Raw genomic sequence first — 23,478 nt, forward strand, 5'->3', positions numbered from 1 at the left:
AGAATTGATCCACCCAATCGCAATGGACCCAGGTCTACGTTTTGCGATCCGTGAAGGTGGTCGTACAGTTGGTGCTGGTGTTGTTGCTAAAGTAACTGCATAAGTATTAATTGTGTGAAAAAGAGCGCTCCTTTGGAGCGCTTTTTTTATGCATGATGATTTTTATAGAGGATTTCTTGTGTCGTAAGATGATTTTAATCATTTTTCTTTTCTCTTGCGTCAAAATAAAGTAGTACTTTATTCCCTTGCGTCGAAAAAATAATTTCACTTATCATTATTTTTCCTCCTCATGTCCTTAACTGATATTTTCCTGACCTTATCTGCACTTATCGCAATTTTTTAAATACGTAATATAAGAATGAAGAAAAACAAACATAAGTGTATTAAGCAAAATCATTTTGCTAAATAGGAGTAAGCGTCATGAATGCAAAGGTCAATATTACTAACCGTGCGGGTGCAAGCTTTCCGGTACGACGTATGAATTTTGATTTTGATCACGTGCCTGAATATTGGATGAATGGTTCTGCAGGTCTAACTCATTTTATGACTGCATTATCTGCCTTGTTCCCAGCCGGTGAAAAATTCTTTATTGATAGCGTACGTGCCGTGCGTCAACATCCAGACATTAAAGACAATGAAGCTTTGCAAAAAGAGATCTCTGCATTTATTGGTCAAGAAGCCATGCATACGCATGAGCATGTCGGTTTTAATGCGTCTGCGCAAAAATATGGACATGATGTCGATACACTGGATCGTTATACCGATAAAGTCATTCAAACCACACGTAAGTTTATGGCAAAAGTAGCTAAGCCCGTCGGCATTACCCAAGAAATGGTCGATTTGACTGCAACAACTGCACTTGAACATTTCACTGCGACCATCGCTTCAGAATTACTACGGAATCCGCATATTCAGGCACTCATGACTGACCAGACGATGGCAACCATGTGGGCATGGCATGCGATTGAAGAAAATGAACATAAAGCGGTAGCTTATGATGTTTTTGAAGGTGTATTTGGTCGGGGTTATAAAGCTTATGCTTTGCGAACTGGTTCTTTAACCATGGCAATGGTGATCCTGTTTATTACCCAATCTTATTTTCTTGCACGTTTGCTCAAAGAGGACAAACAGTTAAATCTAGAGTCTTTAAAAGAAATTTATGCTTATGCCTATAGTCCATCGAAAGGCATTATTACGGGTATGGGCAAGGAAATGTTGGCTTATTTTAAACCCGGTTTTCATCCGAACGATTTGGATACCGTTGGTTTATTGACGACCTGGAAAGCTAAATTAGGTTTTTAAGACGTGTTAATGCTTGGGGCAATTGATATTGCCCTTTTTTTTACTCGATTTTTTATCTAAAGTTCCTATAATGCCAAGCTCCTGTTATTTAAAAGATGAACGAAGATGATTCGTTTAATGCAAAAAGCGGATGTCAGCCGCATTACACAAATTGAGCAATTGGTACAAAGCCATCCGTGGACCGCAAAACAGTTTGAAGAATCAATGGATTCTTATATTTGTACCGTGATTGAGCAGCAGGGGCAGGTGGTCGGTTTTTGTATCCTGCAACCAGTGCTGGATGAAGCCAATTTATTACTGATGGCTATTCATCCGAGTCAGCAAGGCAAAGGGTTAGGCTTTCAATTACTTGAAGCTTCAATTGCGCAGTTGAAAAATAATCCGCTGCAAATTTTTCTGGAAGTGCGGGAAAGTAATCAGGCAGCGATCGCACTGTATGAAAAAGCCGGTTTTCATCAAATTGATTTACGTAAAAACTATTATCCAAAACCAGACGGCTCTCGCGAGCATGCCATTATTATGGTGAAATCATGTAGTGATGATTTTTCCCAACTTTTTAAATCATAAATAATGTTATTTGATAATTGGGTTATTCCATCCAGAGGGCAAGGTGGTCATCAGGGAGTTTCCCAATTGTTGAATTTCTTCTGCATTGAGCAAGCGGTTTAAACGTCGCCATTGCCCATCAATCAATAGCTCTAAAGGCACATATTGAGATTTATAGTTCATTTTACTGGAGTGTGGCACCCAGTAGCCCAAATAAACATAGGGCAAGCCTAAAGCTTTGGCATGTTCAATTTGTTTAAGTACTGCAAATACGCCGAGTGAACGTCGATTTTCATCAGGATCAAAAAACGTATAGACCGCAGAAACCCCATCATCTAAGGGATCACAACTCGAAACACTAATCAGCTTGTCGTCTTTCCAGAATTCTAGGAAAAAACTGTCCGTGCAGCTATGCACTAAAAATTTTTCGAATTGATCTAAGCTGGGTGGGAACATATCGCCATCGGCATGACGTTCATTAATATAGCGTTCATACAAAGCATAGTGAATTTCAGATGCATCCGCAGTGCGCGTGATTTTAACCGTCAGGTCTTGATTGCGTTTCCATGCCTTTTTCTGCGTACTGTTCATGTGAAATTCAGTGACAGGAACACGACTGGACAGGCATTGGCGGCATAAGTGACATTCTGGACGATAGACAAAATCGCCACTACGGCGAAATCCCAAACGGGAAAGTTCAGATAGACTGACCACATCAATTCGATGTGCAGGATCTAAAAAGACCATCCGCGCTGATTTATTTTCCAGGTAGCTGCAGCTATGCGGTGGCGTAATATAATACTGTAAATCATTCAATAGGGATTTTGGGTGATACGAATTCATGGCAATCCCTCTGTTATTTTCATTCAATTAATCGCGCGTGTTGCGCTATTGTTTTACTTGAAAATACACCCTCTTGATATTTTTTCCAATCTATAGATGGCTTTTTAACAACATCTTGTAACGAATTAAGATACGCTTGGCGAGAAATTGTACAAGCACCCAGGCTTAAAAGATGATCATTGACCAGTTGGCAGTCAATCCAGGGCAGATGATTTTCCTGACCCAGCAGCATTAATGTATAAAAAGCCATTTTTGAAACATCAGTTTGGGTGCTAAACATCGACTCACCAAAACAGCCATGCCCAATGGTCACGCCATACAGACCACCGACAATTTTGCCTTCATCCCAAACTTCAATGCTATAGCCATAACCGGCATCAAATAGCTGGCAATATCCATCAATAATATCTTCAGAAATCCAGGTATCTTCTGCATAACTCCGAGGTAGGGAGCAGGAGCGAATCACCTGTTCAAAAGCATGATTAATCGTGATTTTATAATCAAACTTTTTCATGTTGCGGACTAAAGATTTACTCGGATGGTAATCGTTGGGGCGAATAATGCAACGTGGTTCAGGGCTCCACCAGCAAATCGGTTCACCCTCGCTAAACCATGGAAACAGACCATGGGTATAAGCTTCAAAAAGCGTAGCAGGGGAGAGGTCGGCACCTATGCAAATAAGTCCTTGATCATCGGGATCAGCTTCGATGGGATCGGGGAAAATGAATTCTGAGGGTGCTAATGGATGCATGGGATTTGGCCTGAACGAGAACAGTAACGTGCAATAAGCATTTATGATTTTTATCATACAAAAAAAACCGCCCAAAGAAGGACGGTTTTTTTTGTTTAGTGGAATTAATTTACTTGAATCATTCACCTAAAGCATCAAGATATTTTTCAGCATCAAGAGCTGCCATACAGCCTGAACCTGCTGAGGTAATCGCTTGGCGGTAAACGCTGTCTGCGATATCACCCGCAGCAAATACACCCGGAATAGATGCCGCAGTTGCATTGCCGGCAGTGCCACTTTGAACCTGAATATAGCCATCACGCAGGTTCAACTGACCTTCAAACATGCTGCTATTCGGTTTGTGGCCAATGGCAACAAATAAGCCGGTGACTTCTACATCTTGTTTAGAGCCATCTTGGGTTGATTGCAGACGAACTGCAGTGACACCTGACTTGCTGTCACCGAGGACTTCATCCACCTGATGATTCCAGATGATGCTGATTTTGCCTTCTTTCTCTTTTTCAAAAAGATGATCTTGAAGAATTTTTTCTGAACGCAAAGAGTCACGACGGTGAACCAAGGTCACGTGTGAAGCAATGTTTGAAAGATAAAGCGCTTCTTCAACCGCAGTATTACCACCACCCACAACCATCACTTTCTGGTTTTTGTAAAAGAAACCGTCACAGGTCGCACAGGCACTTACACCTTTACCCATAAATGCAGCTTCAGACTCAAGGCCTAAATATTGCGCTGTAGCACCCGTTGCAATAATCAGAGCATCACAAGTGAACTCTTCCATGTCGCCTTTTAAAACGAATGGACGAACGCTTAAATCAACTTCATTGATATGGTCATAGACAATGTCCGTACCAAAGCGTTCGGCATGCGCTTGCATACGTTCCATGAGTGCAGGACCTGTTAGACCTTCAGGGTCACCCGGCCAGTTGTCGACTTCAGTGGTCGTAGTCAATTGACCACCCAATTGTAAGCCTGCAATTAGCGTTGGCTTCAAGTTGGCACGTGCAGCATATACAGCTGCGCTATAACCAGCAGGGCCTGAACCTAGAATAATCAAACGTGAGTGACGAGCGCTCATTCGCGGCATCCTTTTTTTATTTAGAAATTTGTGAAATTATACGTGAAACTCGATAACAGTTGTGTGCGTTCGATGTCGATATTATTGATCATTGAAATCGATTTGAGCTATATACAACAGGAACGCTGTGCTAGATACTTAATTCATAGGATGTGTATCAACAGCCTCTACATAATATTGCATCTTTTTCCTTGGAACAGGTGCATAATATCGAGTTTAATTGCGAAACTATTTTGTCTTAGTTTCTTACAAAAAACATGAATGAAAAATTGGTTACAGGACAGTATATGACTGCGGTGTCGAGTGCTTATGCACAGCGCTTAATAATGACATTATTTTTGGTCTCTTTTGGAATTTATTTATTCCTTGCAACAGTGACTTATACGCCTTTTGATCCAGGCTGGATGCATATTTCCAGTGATACACAGCAGGTGTCGAATGCCAGCGGTGTGGCAGGTGCCTGGATCGCAGATTTACTGTTCGGTTTCTTGGGCTGGGCAAGTTTACTGATTCCGATCTTTTTATTCGTCGAGGCGATTCAGGTCTGGTGGCCGTATAGCTTTTTGAATAAACCTTTTCGGTATTCTGCACAGTTCTTTATTTTACTGGCGACCGCAAGTTTATTGTATTTGTATTGGCAAGTGCCTGCCGACACTTTAGACAATTCATCCGGCGGGATCATCGGTTATGAACTGGGTGAAAGCTTGTCGCAAATTTTAACCATATATGGTGCAACCATTTTTCTTGTGGTGTTTTGGGTGGTTTTATTTACCCTGTCATTTGGCGTGAAATGGAATAAAACCTGGGTCACGCTCAAAGCCACACCTGCTTATTTACAAGATCTGTTTTATAAGAATGTTCCGGAAACCGAGTCTGCATTTGACCGCACCACGCCTGAAGTTAAAAAATCAGTGGCGATTGCCAAGCAAAAAACTGCAGTAGAGAGTGTCACGCCTGCTCCAGAACATCGTGAAGTCCAGGAAACATCCCCTATGGTGCGTGATCAGGCTGCAGAGCGCCTGTTCAATGACATGGTGGAAAAAGAACACTATGCACAGCAACAGCTGATCGATGCCGAGGATGAAGCTGAACTTGAACAAGTTCTGGAAAAAGCCCATCGTCTGGAAGAAAATACACGACGAGTCGTTGCGACGGGCGAAGTTTGGCGTGCATTAAACTCAGATGAAAACCAAAAACATAAACAAGATATTGACGCTTTATTAAAGGCAGCTGAAGAATCTGAACTGCATACTCCGCATGAGCATTTTAAAGCCTTTGTTGATGAGCAACCTGTAGTAACGACACCCCAGACATCTAAACAAAATCTGGATTGGGATGATGACGAAATCTTTGATGAACTGCTTGCCGCAGTTCCAAATGGCAAAACAGCGACAGATGTGCATACACCGTTTAATCATGTAGAAACTGAACAAGCACCATCAGCTGTTGAAGAAAAAATTGTAATCACCTCATCTCCAGTGATAGCTTCACCTTCAATACATAAGACACCTAAGAATTCGGCTTTAAATGACGAGTTTGATGGACTCGATGATTTGCTGGTGGATGACTTGTTAATTGATGAGGTTGAAGAGCCTGCTCCCGTGCGTACAACCAGCAGCTATGCACAATCATCCGCATTTGTTAGTGGCGCAATAAAAACCCAGATTCAGCAACCGATCATTTCAGAAGATGAAAAAGCTTTAATTTCATCAAATAAAGATGTGTTTCGTGAAGTTTGGCAGGAAACTGCAGGCAAACCTGTCGAAGAAGACGAGTTTGATTTTGATGCTCCGTTAACCGATGCCTCAGGTCGTCCGATGTCCCTTGCAATGCAGGTAGCGGCACGCCGAAAAGATTTGTCCCCGCTACCGGGACTGGATTTACTGGATAAAGTCGATCCGAATAAAAAAGTCAATTTTACTGCTGAACAGTTAGCGCGTTTATCTGAGCTACTTGAAATTAAACTGCAAGAGTTTAATGTCAAAGCAAAAGTGGTTGAGGCACAGCCGGGGCCGGTGGTGACGCGTTTTGAATTGGATTTGGCACCGGGTGTGAAAGCGTCTAAAGTGACCAATATTTCACGTGACTTGGCGCGTTCCATGTCGATGGCATCGGTGCGTGTGGTCGAAGTCATTCCAGGTAAACCTTATATCGGCATTGAAGTACCGAATAGCACACGTGAAATGGTACGTCTGATCGAGTTGTTGACCATTCCTGCCTTTACCGATCCAAACAGCATTCTTTCGATGGCGATGGGTAAAGATATTTCAGGTAATCCAGTCATTGCCGATTTGGGTAAAGCGCCACATATGCTGGTCGCAGGGACAACTGGTTCAGGTAAATCGGTGGCAGTGAACTCGATGATTTTATCGATGCTGTTGAAATATACACCGGATCAATTGCGTTTAATCCTGATTGACCCGAAACAGCTGGAGCTTGCCAACTATAACGATATTCCACATCTGCTTACGCCAGTTGTGACTGACATGAAAGATGCAGTGAATGCATTGAACTGGTGTGTTAATGAAATGGAACGTCGCTATAAGCTGATGTCTTATTTGAAAATCCGTAAATTAAGTGACTATAACCGCAAGGTCGATGAAGCAATTGCCAATGGTGAAGACCTGATTGATCCAACATGGAAAGCGAGTGACTCGGTTGTAGGCGAGCGGGCGCCACGTTTAACGCCATTACCATCCATTGTGATCGTTGCCGACGAATTTGCCGACATGATTATGCAGGTGGGTAAAAAAGCTGAAGAAATGATTACCCGTTTGGCACAAAAATCACGTGCTGCGGGTATTCATTTACTGCTTGCGACACAACGTCCATCGGTTGACGTGATTACCGGTTTGATCAAAGCCAATATTCCAACCCGCGTGGCTTTACGTGTAAACAGTAAAATTGACTCGCGTACCATTTTGGATGCCGGTGGCGCAGAAGACCTGTTGGGTCATGGTGACATGCTGTTCCTTGGGCCAGGTAAAATTGAGCCGGAACGTGTGCATGGTGCTTTTATTTCCGATGATGAAGTGAACAATATTTGTGATGCATGGCGTGAACGTGCTGCTCCAAATTATGTCGATGAAATTCTAACGCCTTATGATGAAGAACCCACTTCGCGTGGTTTTGAAGATGGGGATGGGGCCTCGGATCGTGATGCCCTGTATGACCAATGTGTGTCCTTTGTTCTGGAAACACGTAAGGCTTCCACCTCGTCGTTACAGCGTAAGTTTAGTCTCGGTTATAACCGTGCAGCACGTATCATTGACCAAATGGAAGAAAACGGGATTGTCAGTGGCATGGGTGCCAACGGTAAACGTGACATTTTGGTCTAAATTTCCATACTGAGTTCAAGGCCTGCATAAGCAGGCCTTTTTCTGGACATTAAAAATGATCAAGATTATTCACGTCATAGAGCGGAAATATAATTTAGGGATGAAGGGTAGAGAATGAATGTTGTGATGGCGTTGTTTCCATTAATTATGTTAATTGCCATGGGTTATATATTTAAACGGACACAGTTTCTAACAGATGAATTTTGGCGTGGCGCTGAAAAACTGAATTATTTGATTTTATTTCCGGTATTACTTTTTAATAATCTCGCTTATATAAAACTGGAACTCGCAACGATTACTCAGGTGTTATTGGCCCTGTTTATCATCATCATAATTACTGCGCTCACGTTGTGGGTGGCAAAGGCATTTTTTCATATTCCGATCGCGCGTTTTGGCGTATATGTGCAAAGCCAGATTCGTTTCAATACCTATATTGGTTTATCCATTATGTCTTTGCTGTTTGGCGCTCAGGGCATGCAAATGTTTGCCATGATGATTGCACTGGCGATTCCTTTGGTAAATGTAATTTCAGTACTGGCTTTTTCACAAGGGCAGGGTTTAAAACCGGCTCAGATTCTATTTTCTCTGATCAAAAATCCCTTGATCTTGGGCTGTCTGGTTGGAATCATTTTTAATCTGCTACAGCTCTCGTTATTTTCCGGTTTGGAACAACTGTTTAAAATTTTAGCCAGTATGAGTCTGCCATTGGGATTGATTTGCGTCGGGGCGGCTTTGCAGTTTGCAGACCTGAAACATGACTATTCACGATTATTGTTGAATACTGTGGGGCGTTTAATTGTGGTGCCAGGTTTGGCTTATCTGATTTGTTATGCGCTGAATTTGAATCAGTTTGAAACGATTGTTTTAGTCGTGTTCTTTGCCTTACCTACGGCATCGGCATCCTATATTTTAACGCGTTATTTTAATGGTGATAGCCAACTCATGGCAGGGATAATTAGCTTGCAAACACTATGCTTTGCAGTGACTTTTCCTGTACTGATGTTGCTGCTGTCTTAATGTGATTGTTTAGCCTCAGCATAAAAAAAGCCTGCCCGTTTTATTTAAACGGGCAGGCTTTTTTATAGAAACTCGATTAAGCAAACTTAGCCAAAACTTCCAAGAACCCTTCGCTTTGACGAGGATATTCAGCAATCACATCATGAATGCGTTGGCCTTCAGGATTGGTTGCATTGACATCACGACCACCGGCAACGAATTGTGTCAACAAGCGTTCATAGTCATTTGGACGCATATGTTTGAATGCATGATAAAGCACGTGAAAATCGGCATTCACGCCTGCAGGAGGAAGCTGTGTTAAATAGGCAAATACACGCTCGTCTGACCATTCTTCATTGAACGTTGCTGGCTGAGATAATGCCATCGCAAACTCCTTGGTATACTGGATAAAATAAAAAAAGGCAAAATATGAAGGACAAGCGAAAGCAGTGCTTTGCTTGACCCCGCCAACTCAAAGCACTGCTTCTCATCTTGCGGCTGGGCAAAGCCTTAAAGCAGCGCTTTAAGTTTGCTGATCCAGCCAACTCAAAGCATAGCTTCTCATCTTGCGACTGGGCAAAGCAGTGCTTTGCTGATCCAGTCTCATATTTTGCCTTGATTCAATTTGCTTGACTAATCAGAATTCAGATTATCGCTCTTCAGGCAAATTGATATTCATTTCTAACATTTCAATGTTTGCTTCAGAACGAACCGACATTTGAATATGCTGCTCATCCACACCACGAACATAACGGTTGACCACCTGCATGATTTCTTTTTTCATTTGGTCAATTTTGTCTTGGCTTAAGCGTTTACCTAAACCTTGCTCAGAGGCAACAATTACTTTTAAGCGGTCTTTAGCAGTTTGTGCGCTTGAAGGTTTATCATCGTTGCTGAATAATTTACTCCAGAATCCTGCCATTTGTTAAGCTCCAAATAATCGTGCTAACCAACCTTTAGGTTTTACCGAGATATGACGGTAAGGACGTTCTTCACCCAAGAAGCGTGCTACAAGGTCATCATAAGCCTGACCTGCTGCATCTTCAGTAAAGAGAATTACCGGCTTCCCTTCGTTTGATGCTTGTAAAACACTTGGACACTCTGGAATTACACCGAGTGTAGGTACACGTAAAATATCTTTAGAAATGTCGTCAATCGTTAACATTTCCTGTTTATCAGCACGTTCTGGATTGAATCGTGTAATACACAGATGTTTACGGATACGACCTTCGTTTTGTTCTACTTTTTTGGTTTTGCTGTCAAGCATGCCAATAATACGGTCAGAGTCACGTACTGAAGAAATTTCAGGATTGGTCACAATAATCGCTTCATCAGCATGGTACATTGCCATAATTGCACCGCGCTCGATTCCCGCAGGCGAATCACAGATAATGTAATCGAATTCTTGCGAAAGTTCATCCATTACACGTGCTACGCCTTCATCGGTCAAGGCGTCTTTATCACGGGTTTGTGATGCAGGAAGGATATATAGGTTTTCAATATCTTTATCGCGAATAAGCGCTTGTTGAAGTCGAGCTTCGTTATTTAATACATTCACAAAATCATAAACAACGCGACGTTCACAGCCCATGATTAAATCTAGGTTACGTAAACCCACGTCAAAATCGATCACAACAGTTTTGTGACCGCGAAGGGCTAAACCTGTTGCAAAAGATGCACTAGTCGTAGTTTTACCTACGCCACCTTTGCCTGATGTTACGACAACAATTTTCGCCACCGAATCCACTCCTGTTATGGTTCAAATCCCCTTTTAGATATGGGGCTTTTGGTGTTTATTTATACATTAAAATTCGAGAACTTCAAAGACAAGTTCTTGTTGATCATTCAAGTAAATATGTACAGCTTTTTTGAGGACATGCTGTGGGATGTCATCTGCTACACAATATGTACCTGCAATCGAGACCAGTTCTGCTTCTAGGGAATGGCAGAAAATACGTGCTGCACCGTTCCCGCCTACGCCGGCGATGACTCTACCACGCGCGCTACCATAAATATGTATATTTCCTGAAGCAATGACTTCAGAACCACTGTTAATTCCGGCATTGAGAATAATATCGCCATGATTTTGTACCAGGCATTGACCGGTGCGCAAAATTTCATCGTGATAAGAAGTCACATGATGAATCACTGGTGCTGGAATGTCTTCCGCTACCGTTTCTGCTGCAGGGGCGGCTTGTTCTTTTGCAGGGGCAAGTTTGCTTTCAACAACCTGTTCTTTTGTCGGTTTGACTTGCTGCATTGGACGGTCTGCAGGAATCACCGGGAATTGAATTGCGCGAGCCTGATCCGCAAGTAGACCCTCAGTCACAGCCATAGGTTGTACTTCTAGGCTGATCAATAATTGAATTAAGGCAATAAGTTCTTGTTCAACTGAACTTTCAATCACAACTAATGTACCCGGTGGAAATGCTTTTTGGAGCATTGGCGCGAGTTGCTGGCGGATTGCATCATGATCATTGGTGTCTAAGCTAATGCGAATCGCATTGACCATTCTGCCTTTTATCCGTATATCAGCCATAATTATTCCTTAATACTTCTGACTCATTCATTTTATGTCGAAGTGATGTTGTAAATAGAGCAAATCCTAGAACAAATTGAATGATTTCTCTAGCGACGTTTTAAATATTTTTATCTGATGATCATTCTTTAACTTGATCATGTTGTTCCAGCATTTGTTGCCATTGTTTTACTTTGACCTGTTGGCGAATCGCTTCTAGGCTTTCAAAAACCGCAGACTCCACCAGTTTTTCAACATGGCTATTATTTTCAAATTGTATTTGACTGATTTTATTTGAAATTTCTAAATAAGCCAGATTTTCTTTATTTTTATTACTCTGAGCGAACGGTTCAATCAGACCTTGGGTAATATTTTCACCCAAACGTTGCCCAATACTTTGGATCTGTTGTTCGATACGTCCACCGACAATCGGAATTAAACGTAATAATTGAGTGAGTTCGGGCGTATCTTCAATCGCTTGATTGACAATACTTCCCACATTTTTTGCAATGGTGACTCTTTGTGCCTGCAACTCTTTGCCCAAAGATTCTTGCAATATATCGGCCAGGGCAGTGGCAAACATTTCACGGTGATGCGCAACTAAATCTTCAATCAGTTTTTTATGCGTGGTACTGGTGGAAAGTTCGTGCTTGATACTGTCTAAAACGGTAATCACAATACGGCTGGTGAGTTCTTCGAGCACCAGATGATAATAAAATTTGGCGCGCTTATACCAGCTGTCCGGAATCACTTTATAGCCATGTTCATGCAGGTTGTAGGCGATTGAACCGGCACGTAATAAACGCAAAAAACGCAGTTGCGGAATAATCGACAGAATTTCATACCAATGAATAAAAGGAAAGAAAAACCAGCGTTTATGATGTTGTCCGAGGATGGCAATTCCCCAGCGGATCAGCAGTTCAATCACTAAAAAACTGGTAAACCAGCTTTCTGTAATAATCACCCAAGGACGTAATTCTGTCCGATAAAACTGCAACAGTTCAGGAAGATGAATGAAGCCAAATAACCAGCCACCAAAATCACTCATCAGGATGGCATTGGCACTTAAGCACAACAGGTTAATGATGATCAGAACCATCATAAAAATGTCATAGCCCAGTGCAACTTTCCAACCCCAAGAGTCTTTCTTCACGAAATGAAAGGTGGGCTTGGCTATTGTGTCATCTTGCTTCATTGTCTTCCTTAAAGGTTATTTATGCTTTTGCAGCCAAGTCTTGTTTCATGCGCTCAATCAGTTGGTCTTTCTCAGTCCATAATTCATGAACCCATTGCTGAAAATGTTCACGATATTCAGCATCATCTTCATAATTACCGCCGAGTACCCAACTTGGAATCTCTATTTTACGCAGATTGACCGCAATACGATTAACATCACCCAACCAAAAATCACCATAACCCGGCGCGCCATCCGGATAAACGATGGTCATATCTACCAAGGCATCAATTTTATCCCCTAAAATATTCAGGGCCAAAGCTAAACCACCCGCTTTAGGTTTGAGCAGATTTTTATACGGTGATTGCTGTGCTGCATGTTTCTCTGGGGTGAAGCGCGTACCTTCCAAATAGTTTAGCAAGGTAAAAGGCTGGCTTAATAACTGTTCACAGGCTTTGCGTGATTCTTCCATATCACGTTTTTTAAGCTCTGGATTTTTAGCAATCTGTTCCTTGCTATGACGTTTCATCATGGGAAAGCCTAAAATTTTAAAGGCTTGTCCAACGAATGGAATAAAGATCAGTTCCCATTTGGTAAAGAAACGGGTCAGGGGCATACGGGTCAAGCCAAAATATTGATTTACAGTGGTATCGACCCAGCTTTGATGATTACAGGTCATCAGGTAACGACCCTGCATGCTCAAGTCTAAATCGTCATCAATACTGATATCCCATTTTAAATGGGGTAACACATGATCAATCAGCCAATTATTGACACTGAGCCAACTGTTGGTAATCTGAATATTCGTTTCATCAATTTTACGTGATTTTTTGACTAGTTTGGTCAACCCCAATGCCAGAACGGGTGGACCATGAAAAAAAGTACTTCCGGTAATGACCGAGCCTACAGTTAGTCCGCGAGATAATTTTTTTAATATAGGTTGCTTCTTGATTTGCGATGACATAGTTAAGAACAGTCCTAAGATGAAGTCGTCTAATGTTTTTTTTCAGCATTTAATATAATTGTAGAATTTGAAATAAAAAAGTCTATTCATGCAACTATGTAGAAATTGTGTCCAAGATAGCTTGCTCATCAGCATTAAGTATTACAAAATGTAACTAAAGCTTTAATTATTTACAAAAAATCAATGGTATGCCCATTTTTTTTAATCCATCATTCCACTATACAACAAAACACAAGAAGGAGGCATGCGATGCGTGCACTAGTAATTACAGCTGTAGTTGGGGCTTTGGCACTTTCGGGCTGTCAAAATATGGAATATGACAAAGCCGCAATTGGTACCGGTCTAGGTGCTTTATTGGGTGCTGGTATTGCATACTCTAACGCTGACAAAGATAAAATGGGTCAAGCTGCAGCAATTGGCGCGGTTGTTGGCGGTGGTGCAGGTCTACTTCTTGATAAGAAAGAAAAACGTCTTCGTCAAGAATTGGCAGGTACTGGTGTAGATGTAGGCCGTAATGCAGATGGTTCAATTAATCTTGTTATGCCAAGCGTAACATTTGCGACCAATTCTTCTACTATTCAATCACAGTTCCAATCAGCGTTAAATGACGTTGCTAAAGTTCTTCGTGAAGATGGTACTGCAAGCAAATTAGCCTTGGTTATTCATGGTCACACCGACAATACCGGTACTGATGCAATCAATAACCCATTGTCTCAAAACCGTGCGAACTCTGTGAAAAACTACTTGGCTTCACAAGGTATTTCAAGCTCGCGTATGACATCGAAAGGTTATGGTTCAACTTCTCCAATTGCTGACAATTCAACAGCTGCGGGTCGTGAACAAAACCGTCGTGTAGAAATTTCTGTTTACGAAACTAAATAAGTTTAGTTTTGTCATAAAAAAGCCACCTTCGGGTGGTTTTTTTATGAATGTCAAATCTGTATTTTAGGTTATGCAAGTTTGGCTTTGGCGACTATAATCTAGCTCGAATCAAAATGAGGAAATACTATGTCGTCGGCAAGTCAACTCAATGACAAGCAACTTGAAGCCATGAAATACACTCAAGGACCCTTGTTAGTACTTGCAGGGGCAGGTTCAGGTAAAACGTCCGTTATTACGCGAAAAGTCGCACATTTGGTGCAGAACTGCGGGATTCCTGCACATCGTATTACGGCCATGACCTTTACCAATAAAGCTGCACGTGAAATGAAAGAGCGTGTCGGAAAACTATTATCTCGTGAAGAGGCCAAAGGCCTTTCTGTTTCAACTTTCCATACCTTTGGTTTGAATTTACTTCGTTTAGAAATCAAACATACCCCATTAAAAAATAATTTTTCAATTTTAGATGCCGATGATTGTAAGCGCATTCTGATGGACTTAATGCATCGTGATAATTTGTCCGGTGCAGAAAGTAAAGAGCTGATTGCCAAAGCCATGAAAATGATTTCGGACTGGAAAAATGACCTGATTCCACCCGAGCAAGCACATACCACCTGTGAAACCGCAGAAGACGTGCAGTTTGCGCATTTGTATCAGTTGTATGAGCGCAACTTGCGTGCCTATAACGCCGTGGATTTCGATGACTTGATCGTGATGCCAACCCGTTTATTACAGGAAAATGCCGAAGTCCGCGATAAATGGCAGAACCGTGTCCGTTATCTATTGGTCGATGAATATCAGGATACCAATACTGCGCAGTATATTTTGGTGAAACTGCTGGTCGGGGTGATGGGACAATTCACCGCAGTGGGTGATGATGACCAGTCGATTTATGCATGGCGTGGTGCAAAGCCGGAAAATATGGCCTTGTTGAAAGAAGATTTTCCGAATTTAAAAGTGATTAAACTCGAGCAGAATTATCGTTCGACCAGTCGTATTTTGAAAGCGGCTAATACCGTGATTGGTAACAATCCGCATATTTTTGATAAAAAGCTCTGGTCAGATAAAGGTCATGGTGACGTGATTCGGGTCATTACCTGCCGTAATGATGATGACGAAGCTGAACGCGTGGTAAAAGACGTGATCACGCATAAACTGATGAACGGAAAAAACTGGAAAGATTATGCGATTTTATATCGCGGTAATTTCCAGGCACGGGTTTTAGAAACCCAGCTGCGTCAAATGCAAATTCCGTATAAATTGTCGGGTGGTCAGTCGTTCTTTGGACGTGCTGAAATCAAGGACATCATGAGTTATTTGCGTATCATCATTAATCCAGAAGATGACAGTGCATTCCTACGGATTATTAATACGCCTAAACGTGCGATTGGTCCGGTGACTTTGGAAAAGCTGGGACTGTTCGCACAAGAGAACCATCTGTCGTTATTAACCGCGGCCGGTGATCAGCGCTTGACCATGGTGATGCCGAAAAAGGCCACCACACAACTGGCAGAATTTGCCGATTTTATTGCTAACTTTACCCGTAACCTGCTTGAAGATGACGAGCCTGTGCCGATCATTCGTCAGATGATGCTTGAAGCCGGGTATATCGATTACATCAAAGAGCAAGCAGCAACACCTGCGCAAGAAAAAACCAAGATCGATAACATTGAAATCTTGTACAGCAGCATTCAAAGTCTGATTAACCGCGCTGAAGATGTCGATGAGAAAAATATTGAAAGCGTGATCCGTAAAATGGTGTTGCTGGATATGCTCGAGCAGCAGAAGGAAGAAGAAGATACTGACAAGGTCAATTTATTAACTTTGCATGCCTCAAAAGGTCTTGAATTTCCTTATGTTTATTTGATTGGCCTGGAAGAAGAATTATTGCCGCATAAAAACTCGATTGCGTCAGAAACCGTTGAGGAAGAGCGCCGTTTAATGTACGTAGGAATCACACGCGCACGTCAAGGTTTAACTATTACCTTGGCTGAGCAGCGTAAAAATGGCGGTCAAATGAAGCAAATGATCCCAAGTCGCTTCCTCGATGAATTGCCGCAAGATGATTTGGACTGGCTCGGTCGCAAGAAAAAATTGGCCGGCAATATTGATCCAAAATTGCAGGCGCAGCATTATCTCGAAAATTTACGTGCGCTGATTAAGCGTTAATCCACCATTTAAACCATGCAATTAGGAAAGAACAGATGAAAGTTCAAGTGAAAGTACTCGATACACGTTTAGGCACGCAATGGCCTATGCCAACCTATGCGACTTCAGGTTCAGCAGGTTTAGACTTACGTGCTTGTGTAGAAGAAGCGACTGTCATTGAACCCGGTCAAACTGTATTGGTTAAAACAGGTTTGGCGATTTATATTGAAGATACAAATTTTGCCGGTCTAATTTTACCGCGTTCTGGTCTAGGCCATAAACACGGGATTGTGCTTGGCAACCTTGTCGGTTTAATCGATTCAGATTACCAGGGCGAATTGATGGTATCGGTCTGGAACCGTAGCCAAACCGCATTTACTTTAGAGCCGGGTGAACGTTTGGCTCAATATGTACTTGTTCCTGTTGTGCATGCTGAATTTGAACAAGTGGAAGAGTTTGTGGCTACAGAACGTGGTGCAGGCGGTTTTGGCCATACTGGCAAAGGCTAAACTCTAGATTTAGTTTAAAGAATTTAAAACCTGATAAAGAAGCAGCAATCACTGTTTTTTGTCAGGTTTTATTTTTTATTTTACTGCCTTTTTAATTAAGATATTCATAAACAAGGATTTACAGCATTAGAATGAGCACCACTATTTTAAGGTATTCTTAAATCTCTGGGTGTTTTTTGTTTTTGTTTTGTAAATTATTGTTTTTTAGGTAAAAATCTTATTGCTAAGTTGGGTTGTTAAATGGAATAAATGCTCTGTTTTTCAATTGTGTATTGTATCTCTTAAAAAATACTTGTAAGACTTTTTACCATTGATTAAAAATATGAAATGCTTTTAAAATGCTCATCTTCTCCCTTAAGATGATATACGGCTTATGAAATCTAGCCTAATCAAGCATTCCCTAAAATTTTCACTTTATGGGTTACTTTAACTAGAAGAAATCATCATGAATTTTAAGAATAAAAAATTCCCGGCACAAATTTTTCGTGCTTATGATATTCGTGGGAAAATATCATTTTTAACTCCTGAAATTGTAAAAGCGATTGCCTATGGATTGGTTGCCCAATATCAGAAGGTTGGACAGACTCAACTTGCCATTGGTTATGATGCACGTTTAACCAGTCCAGAATATGCAGAAATTATTAGACAGGTATGTGAAGAGAAAGGCGTGAGTGCGGCCATTATCGGTTGCTGTTCAACCCCATTATTATATTTTATTGCCCGTCAGTTTGATGGTAACGGGATCATGCTCACGGCAAGTCATAATCCAAAAACCGATAATGGAATTAAATGGATTGTTCAGGGCGAGCCTCCTTGTCCAGACATGATTCAACAAGTTGGTATAAGTGCAAGTAGCACTTTTGATCCATCAGAAAAAGTCGTGATCAAACCCGTTCAGCATGAGGTTGTCGTTGAATATTGTCTCGAATATCAGCAAGCACTTTTAAAAGATATCCAGTTAAAGCGTCCTTTCAAAGTGGTTCTCGATGGTTTAAATGGTTCGGCAGGGCGCTGTGCTGCATTGGTGTTAAAAAAGTTAGGCTGTGAGATCACAACTATTCGCTGTGAGGCGAATGGCAATTTTCCCGATCATGCACCCGATCCTTCACAAGAAAAACATCTTGTTGAATTACGAAAAACTGTCCTTGAACAGCAAGCCGATATGGGGATTGCACTGGATGGCGATGGTGATCGACTGGTATTAATTGATGAAAATGGCACGACTATTTCAGCAGATCGATTACTGGCCTTATTTTCTGAGATGTGCTTGAAAACGCATCCCGGGCATGAAGTGGTTTACGATGTAAAATGTTCGACCATGGTGAGAAATACAGTTCATCACCTGGGTGGACAGGCGAAAATGATTCGTACAGGCAGTTCTTTTTTGCGCACGTATATGTTGCAGTCTAAAGGAAAAGCAGTCTTTGGCGGAGAATACGCAGGTCATTATGTGTTTAATGACGGGCGTGGTTTTGGCTATGATGATGGTTTGTATGCGGCCTTGCGTGTACTCGAATATTTGGATCAAAAACCGGGTTTAACCCTATCCAAAGCATTGCTGGCTTATCCTGAGCGCAGTTGTACTGAAGATCTTTACATTAGTACTCATAGTGAAGAACCGATAGCGGTATTACATGATGTTGAAATTAAAAGTCATGATTTAGGCGCACAATTAAGTAAAATTGATGGGGTACGACTTGATTTTAAAGATGGATTTGGCATTATTCGAGCATCGAATACCGGTGAATACTTTACAGTGCGCTTTGATGCAGACAATCCTGTAAGATTAAACGCGATTCGACACACATTTGTTTCCATGTTAAGTGAACGATATCCTAAAATCGCACAAGACATTTTAGATGCTCAATAAGGAGAGGCGAATGCCACATCAGCATACTGGCATCGACAAAGCACAAATTTTGACTGAAGCTTTGCCGTACATTCAACATTTTGCGGGTAAGACGCTAGTAGTGAAATATGGTGGCAACGCAATGACCGATCCAGAGCTGGAAAGCTCGTTCGCACGTGACATTGTATTGTTAAAAACTGTCGGTTTAAACCCAATTGTAGTGCATGGTGGCGGTCCTCAAGTAGACTCATTCCTGAAGCAACTCGGCCGTGAATCTGACCGTATTGATGGCATGCGTGTAACTGATCCTGCAACCATGGAAGTGGTTGAAATGGTTTTGGGCGGCAGCGTGAACAAATCTATCGTTAACCTCATTAACCAGCATGGCGGTCGTGCCATTGGTTTAACCGGTAAGGATGGCAATTTGCTGCGTGCACAAAAGCTGTTGATGGAAAAGACCGCTGAAGATGGCACAGTACAACAGATTGATCTTGGCTTGGTCGGTGAAGTTGTTGGTGTGAAGACTGACGTATTGGAAATGTTCACCAACAGTGATTTCATTCCTGTGATTGCACCGCTTGGCGTAGATGACGAAGGTAATACTTACAATATCAATGCTGATTTAGTCGCTGGTAAAGTGGCTGAAGCCTTGGGTGCAGAAAAGCTTATTCTGCTGACCAATATTTCTGGCGTTCTGGATGAAAATAAAAACTTGCTCACAGGTTTAACTACTCAAGAAGTCGACCGTTTGATTGAAACCGGCGTGATTTATGGTGGCATGATTCCTAAAGTGGGCTGTGCACTGGATGCAGTGAAAGGCGGTGTAGTGAGTGCGCATATCGTGGATGGTCGTGTTCCACATGCAACCTTGTTGGAAATCTTTACCGATCATGGGGTAGGGACTTTAATTACCAACCGTGCCAAGCATTAAATCAGTCATTTAAAAAAAGCCTCCTTGTGAGGCTTTTTTATTGCCTTGTTTGGATTGGCTTAACTGAATTTTTAATAAAATGAAGTATTTGACTGGCATTACTGAGCTAATGCATAAAATAGTGGACGCTATGCTAAATTGAGATTTGCAACGCTTTCCCCAGTCATGCAAAATAGAAAAATCCTGTATTTGCTGTTTGATCAAGACTATGTGCCAGTTGCTCGGAATGAATTGTGCTACGCCAACGGATGTGACTTTCTCATTTCGTGGTTTTTCTCAACGCGCGGGCATTACATCCGACCATTGTGACGGTTTTGGCATTGCTTTTTTTGAAGATAAAGCCTGCCGACTGTTTGTCGATAATCAATCTGCAGTTGAGTCTCCGATTGCCGAACTGGTTCGTAACTATCCCATCAAATCACGCAATGTGATTGCCCATATTCGTAAAGCGACCCAAGGTAAAATTACTCTGGAAAACTCGCATCCATTTAGTCGTGAACTTTGGGGACGGCAGTGGATTTTTGCCCATAATGGCGATTTACATGGTTTTAATCCCACCTTATCCGGTCGTTTTACCCCTGTGGGAAATACTGATAGTGAACGGGCATTTTGTTACTTGCTGGATCAGCTGGTGCTTAAGTTTGGTTATCATGAACCGAAGCTGGATCAAATTTTTGATCTGTTGGCTGAAGTCTCGCCCAAAATTGCCGAACATGGCACCTTTAATTTTTGCTTATCCAATGGGCAGGCTCTGTTTACTTATGCTATTACCAAACTGCATTGGCTGGTACGGGAATACCCATTTAAACCGGCGCAATTGATTGATCTTGATGTCGAAGTTGATTTCAGTCAGGTGACGACACCTGAAGATCGAGTTGCCGTGATTACGACAGAGCCTTTAACGCAAAATGAAGTGTGGACCGCGTTTGCGCCTGGAGAGATGATTTTATTTCAGGATGGACGTCCAATTCGAAAGCAACTGACCCAGATCGAACGTCTTGAGCGTGAAAGATTAAATCCGGAATTAAAAAGAATAACCCGAGCAGATCAATATTGATCCATAAAAGACTGATCCATAAAAGATTAGTCCATAAAAGTTAAATAGAGGTAAATCTATAAAGGTGTGGCATCAAGTGTCTTTATAGGTTTTTTTATGATTGTAATATTTTAAAAATATTAATTTCTTTAACTCATATGATAATAAAATCTTTTATTTTATATTTTGGGTCATGCTAACAAATTAATCGTTTTATTCTTAATAAAAAATATATTTAGTCGTCTGAATTAAATTATATTTCTATAAATTAGCTTATTTTTTACTCATACTTTTATCTGAAAATTTAATTTAAGTATTTTATTTTTAATCATTTAATGAGGTTTAAAGTAATATTTTTATTCTTATTAATCACCTTGGGTAATTATATTGGTTAAAAAATACTTTATTCTTTTGGTTGGTCTTTATAATTAAATCATTACATATCATTGGGTTATATTGTTTTATAGGGGTTTTGGTTTAAAACCAACTGTTTTGGTTTATTTTTATTTGTTAAAAATCAATATATTATGAATTTATGTGATGAATCATATATATTTTATAGGTGGTCGTAATGAAAATGAAATGGGTTCCGGAATATAATACTGGTATCGATGTGATTGACGATCAACACAAACGAATTCTTGATTATATCAATGAAATTGATGATGTGGCAGAACATACGGATCGTGCCCGTATTAAACAAATTCTTGAAAATATTATTGATTATACGCAATCGCATTTTACCTTTGAAGAATCTTTACAAGAAGAAGCCGGTTATAAATACCGCGTTCCGCATAAACGTGTCCATGATTTATTTATTAAAAAAATTGAATCTTACCGTGACCGTTTTGAAATGGGTCAAGCAATTGAAAGTGAATTACATGAAGTACTTTCAAAATGGCTGATTAATCATATTCAGCACGATGATGCGGATTATGTGGGTGCCGTAAAAGAAAATATGATGGGCATCATTAAGGAAAAAGAAAAGAAAACAGGTAAAAACTGGTTTGCTCGTTTCTTTTCATAAAGAAAAATAAACCTGATAATAACAAATACAAGTCATAATAATCTTGCGCAGCAAATCATTAGGCATGATGGTTTGCTTTTTTCTTTTTGATTTTCCCTCATGACAAAGGCAAAATAGCCAAAGACTTTTTTAAGGAACGCATCATGCAGGACAATGCTATGTCACGATGGCTATCACCGCTGATGGCATTTTGTTTATCTTTTATCATCATTGCCACATTAGCACCGATAGTCGGGATTCAAGTTGAGCGTCAACTTGATTTTTGGTTGTTATGGTTAGGTACTATGCTTATTTTGGCATTACCGATCTGTTATTTAGAAATTGCCTTGGCGAAACGCTCAAAAACCACAGCGTTAAATGCATTGTCTAGTTTGACACGTGATGCAGATGCATCGCAAAAATGGCGCGTAGTCGGTTGGTTAGCAGTTGTCTTTATTCCTTTCTTGGCAGGCGGCATGCTGTCTAATGCAAGCCAGTTATTGGGTCATTTTGCTTTTAATGGAATTGCACCAAATCTGTTGTTCGTTGGCTTGGCGATTGTTGCAATTGCACTTTCATTTGCACCGCGAAAGATGATTGTCATCCTCAGTGTGGTCGGTGTTTTAGCTTCCTTAATTCTGGCCAATGTGATGGGAACGGCTTTGCCTGCTTGGCAAGTCACGCCGGTTGAATTTAGTGAGTGGGGCAGTGCGACCGTATTGGCACTCGTGGCGAGCGGTTTGGGCATGGGCTTATACTGGCAAAGCAGTTTGCCTGCGGTTAAACAACAAGATGTTGCCACCAAAACAGCATTACCCATCTGGATTGCGCAATTATTGGCAGTGGTTACTTTTGGCTTCTTTGCTGCCAATGCCCAAATTCCAGGTTTTGCATTCGTGGTTGCTGTAGTCAGTGCATCTGCACTTTTACTCAATCTAGCGCGTGAACAATTATTACAACGTCAACTGAATATTGCGATTCAATGGTTGGTGATTTTGGTTGCTGTACTGGTTTGGGCTATTCCTGCCATGAGTCCAATTTTTAATACCATACTCATGCTGTGGGGCTTAGTGATTTGCTTGATCTATGCCATTTTTGCCGGATGGATCATGAAAATTAGCCATTTACGTAAATCCATGAATTTTAGCAATGAGCTATTTTATAACTTGTGGCGTATTGCAGTGCGTGTGGTATTGCCTGTATCGATCATTGTGGCGATGATTGCCATCATTGGACAATTGGTCTAATGAACGAGATACAACAGGTTTGGGTGGCGTATGCGGCTCAGGATCGACAGTTTCATCTGGCGGTTCCTTTTCATCCAGGCATGACTGCTTTAGATGCGATTGAGCAAAGTGGTATTCGGGCACAAATTGCTTTACCCGAACCACTTTCATTGGGAATTTTTGGGATGCGGTTGCAAGATCCGAATCAAATATTACAAGTCGGTGATCGTGTCGAGATTTATCGTGCATTAACGATCAATCCGAAGGATATTCGCCGGAAACGTGCTGCAGAAAATCCGGTCGGACTTTATTGTCGCGGAAATCGCTTTAAACAATTGAAGTGATAAGAAAAACCCCTCATTGAGGGGTTTATTTTTATTTCAAAGC

23 protein-coding genes are annotated in these 23,478 nt (G+C 41.2%); 14 read left to right on the top strand and 9 right to left on the bottom strand.

Features of this window, described 5'->3' with window-relative positions; all coding sequences use genetic code 11:
* From ACU0NF_RS10280 to rimI, 3 genes are all read left to right on the top strand, one after another.
* Window positions 1–103: EF-Tu C-terminal domain-related protein (locus ACU0NF_RS10280; RefSeq protein WP_017284604.1), on the top strand; the 103-nt coding region annotated here is incomplete at its 5' end.
* 317 nt (window positions 104–420) lie between these two features.
* Window positions 421–1,302 (top strand): metal-dependent hydrolase, encoded by an 882-nt coding sequence (locus ACU0NF_RS10285; protein WP_445661060.1) that lies wholly within the window; start codon window positions 421–423, stop codon window positions 1,300–1,302.
* Window positions 1,303–1,407: 105 nt separating this feature from the next.
* Window positions 1,408–1,869, top strand: a complete 462-nt coding sequence (rimI, locus tag ACU0NF_RS10290; RefSeq protein ID WP_131384025.1) for a ribosomal protein S18-alanine N-acetyltransferase — start codon at window positions 1,408–1,410, stop codon at window positions 1,867–1,869.
* Between the two features lie 6 nt (window positions 1,870–1,875).
* On the opposite strand, the gene ACU0NF_RS10295 is transcribed toward rimI, so the two are convergent.
* From ACU0NF_RS10295 to trxB, 3 genes are all read right to left on the bottom strand, one after another.
* On the bottom strand, window positions 1,876–2,691 hold the full coding sequence (locus ACU0NF_RS10295) for an arginyltransferase (protein WP_445661061.1): 816 nt from the start codon (window positions 2,689–2,691) through the stop codon (window positions 1,876–1,878).
* Window positions 2,692–2,710: 19 nt separating this feature from the next.
* Window positions 2,711–3,442 carry a leucyl/phenylalanyl-tRNA--protein transferase gene (gene aat, locus ACU0NF_RS10300; RefSeq protein ID WP_445661062.1) on the bottom strand — a complete coding sequence of 244 codons (732 nt, stop codon included), beginning with the start codon at window positions 3,440–3,442 and terminating at the stop codon, window positions 2,711–2,713.
* A gap of 118 nt (window positions 3,443–3,560) precedes the next feature.
* A complete protein-coding gene (trxB, locus tag ACU0NF_RS10305; protein WP_445661063.1) occupies window positions 3,561–4,517 on the bottom strand; it encodes a thioredoxin-disulfide reductase in 957 nt (318 codons plus the stop codon).
* A 287-nt stretch (window positions 4,518–4,804) separates the two neighbouring features.
* On the opposite strand from trxB, the gene ACU0NF_RS10310 reads away from it, so the two are divergent.
* Together ACU0NF_RS10310 and ACU0NF_RS10315 are read left to right on the top strand one after the other, a co-directional pair.
* Window positions 4,805–7,855: a DNA translocase FtsK gene (locus ACU0NF_RS10310; RefSeq protein WP_445661094.1), complete on the top strand. Its 3,051-nt coding sequence runs from the start codon at window positions 4,805–4,807 to the stop codon at window positions 7,853–7,855.
* Window positions 7,856–7,969: 114 nt separating this feature from the next.
* On the top strand, window positions 7,970–8,872 hold the full coding sequence (locus ACU0NF_RS10315; protein ID WP_445661064.1) for an AEC family transporter: 903 nt from the start codon (window positions 7,970–7,972) through the stop codon (window positions 8,870–8,872).
* A gap of 76 nt (window positions 8,873–8,948) precedes the next feature.
* Here ACU0NF_RS10315 and ACU0NF_RS10320 read toward each other — a convergent pair whose 3' ends face one another.
* The 6 genes from ACU0NF_RS10320 to ACU0NF_RS10345 form a co-directional block, all read right to left on the bottom strand.
* Window positions 8,949–9,236, bottom strand: coding sequence for a PA4642 family protein (locus ACU0NF_RS10320; RefSeq protein WP_445661065.1), 288 nt, complete (start codon window positions 9,234–9,236; stop codon window positions 8,949–8,951).
* Window positions 9,237–9,500: 264 nt separating this feature from the next.
* Window positions 9,501–9,773, bottom strand: a complete 273-nt coding sequence (gene minE / locus ACU0NF_RS10325) for a cell division topological specificity factor MinE (RefSeq protein ID WP_004648029.1) — start codon at window positions 9,771–9,773, stop codon at window positions 9,501–9,503.
* 3 nt (window positions 9,774–9,776) lie between these two features.
* On the bottom strand, window positions 9,777–10,589 hold the full coding sequence (minD, locus tag ACU0NF_RS10330) for a septum site-determining protein MinD (RefSeq protein WP_067862937.1): 813 nt from the start codon (window positions 10,587–10,589) through the stop codon (window positions 9,777–9,779).
* Window positions 10,590–10,655: 66 nt separating this feature from the next.
* Entirely contained in the window at window positions 10,656–11,390 is a 735-nt protein-coding gene (gene minC, locus ACU0NF_RS10335) for a septum site-determining protein MinC (protein WP_445661066.1), read from the bottom strand.
* A 121-nt stretch (window positions 11,391–11,511) separates the two neighbouring features.
* Window positions 11,512–12,564: a preprotein translocase subunit SecA gene (locus ACU0NF_RS10340; RefSeq protein WP_445661067.1), complete on the bottom strand. Its 1,053-nt coding sequence runs from the start codon at window positions 12,562–12,564 to the stop codon at window positions 11,512–11,514.
* A gap of 19 nt (window positions 12,565–12,583) precedes the next feature.
* Window positions 12,584–13,507, bottom strand: a complete 924-nt coding sequence (locus ACU0NF_RS10345) for an acyltransferase (protein WP_445661068.1) — start codon at window positions 13,505–13,507, stop codon at window positions 12,584–12,586.
* A gap of 249 nt (window positions 13,508–13,756) precedes the next feature.
* Here ACU0NF_RS10345 and ACU0NF_RS10350 point away from each other — a divergent pair, with 249 nt between their 5' ends.
* The 9 genes from ACU0NF_RS10350 (at window position 13,757) to ACU0NF_RS10390 (ending at window position 23,435) form a co-directional block, all read left to right on the top strand.
* Window positions 13,757–14,389 (top strand): OmpA family protein, encoded by a 633-nt coding sequence (locus ACU0NF_RS10350; protein WP_171539343.1) that lies wholly within the window; start codon window positions 13,757–13,759, stop codon window positions 14,387–14,389.
* Between the two features lie 126 nt (window positions 14,390–14,515).
* Entirely contained in the window at window positions 14,516–16,555 is a 2,040-nt protein-coding gene (locus ACU0NF_RS10355) for a UvrD-helicase domain-containing protein (RefSeq protein ID WP_445661069.1), read from the top strand.
* Window positions 16,556–16,590: 35 nt separating this feature from the next.
* Complete coding sequence (gene dut / locus ACU0NF_RS10360; RefSeq protein WP_131268940.1) at window positions 16,591–17,043, top strand: dUTP diphosphatase; 453 nt, start codon at window positions 16,591–16,593, stop codon at window positions 17,041–17,043.
* A gap of 445 nt (window positions 17,044–17,488) precedes the next feature.
* The gene (locus tag ACU0NF_RS10365; protein ID WP_445661070.1) at window positions 17,489–18,913 is read left to right on the top strand and encodes a phosphomannomutase/phosphoglucomutase; all 1,425 of its coding nucleotides are present in this window, start codon (window positions 17,489–17,491) and stop codon (window positions 18,911–18,913) included.
* A 10-nt stretch (window positions 18,914–18,923) separates the two neighbouring features.
* Entirely contained in the window at window positions 18,924–19,823 is a 900-nt protein-coding gene (argB, locus tag ACU0NF_RS10370) for an acetylglutamate kinase (protein ID WP_445661071.1), read from the top strand.
* Between the two features lie 208 nt (window positions 19,824–20,031).
* The gene (locus ACU0NF_RS10375) at window positions 20,032–20,880 is read left to right on the top strand and encodes a class II glutamine amidotransferase (RefSeq protein ID WP_445661072.1); all 849 of its coding nucleotides are present in this window, start codon (window positions 20,032–20,034) and stop codon (window positions 20,878–20,880) included.
* A 550-nt stretch (window positions 20,881–21,430) separates the two neighbouring features.
* Entirely contained in the window at window positions 21,431–21,886 is a 456-nt protein-coding gene (locus tag ACU0NF_RS10380; RefSeq protein ID WP_131383991.1) for a bacteriohemerythrin, read from the top strand.
* 143 nt (window positions 21,887–22,029) lie between these two features.
* On the top strand, window positions 22,030–23,112 hold the full coding sequence (locus ACU0NF_RS10385; protein WP_445661073.1) for a hypothetical protein: 1,083 nt from the start codon (window positions 22,030–22,032) through the stop codon (window positions 23,110–23,112).
* A complete protein-coding gene (locus ACU0NF_RS10390; RefSeq protein ID WP_370984262.1) occupies window positions 23,112–23,435 on the top strand; it encodes an RnfH family protein in 324 nt (107 codons plus the stop codon). The genes ACU0NF_RS10385 and ACU0NF_RS10390 overlap by 1 nt, the downstream gene beginning before the upstream one ends.
* Window positions 23,436–23,478 lie beyond the last annotated feature (43 nt).

The sequence above is a fragment of the Acinetobacter sp. F16 genome, assembly GCF_052712855.1.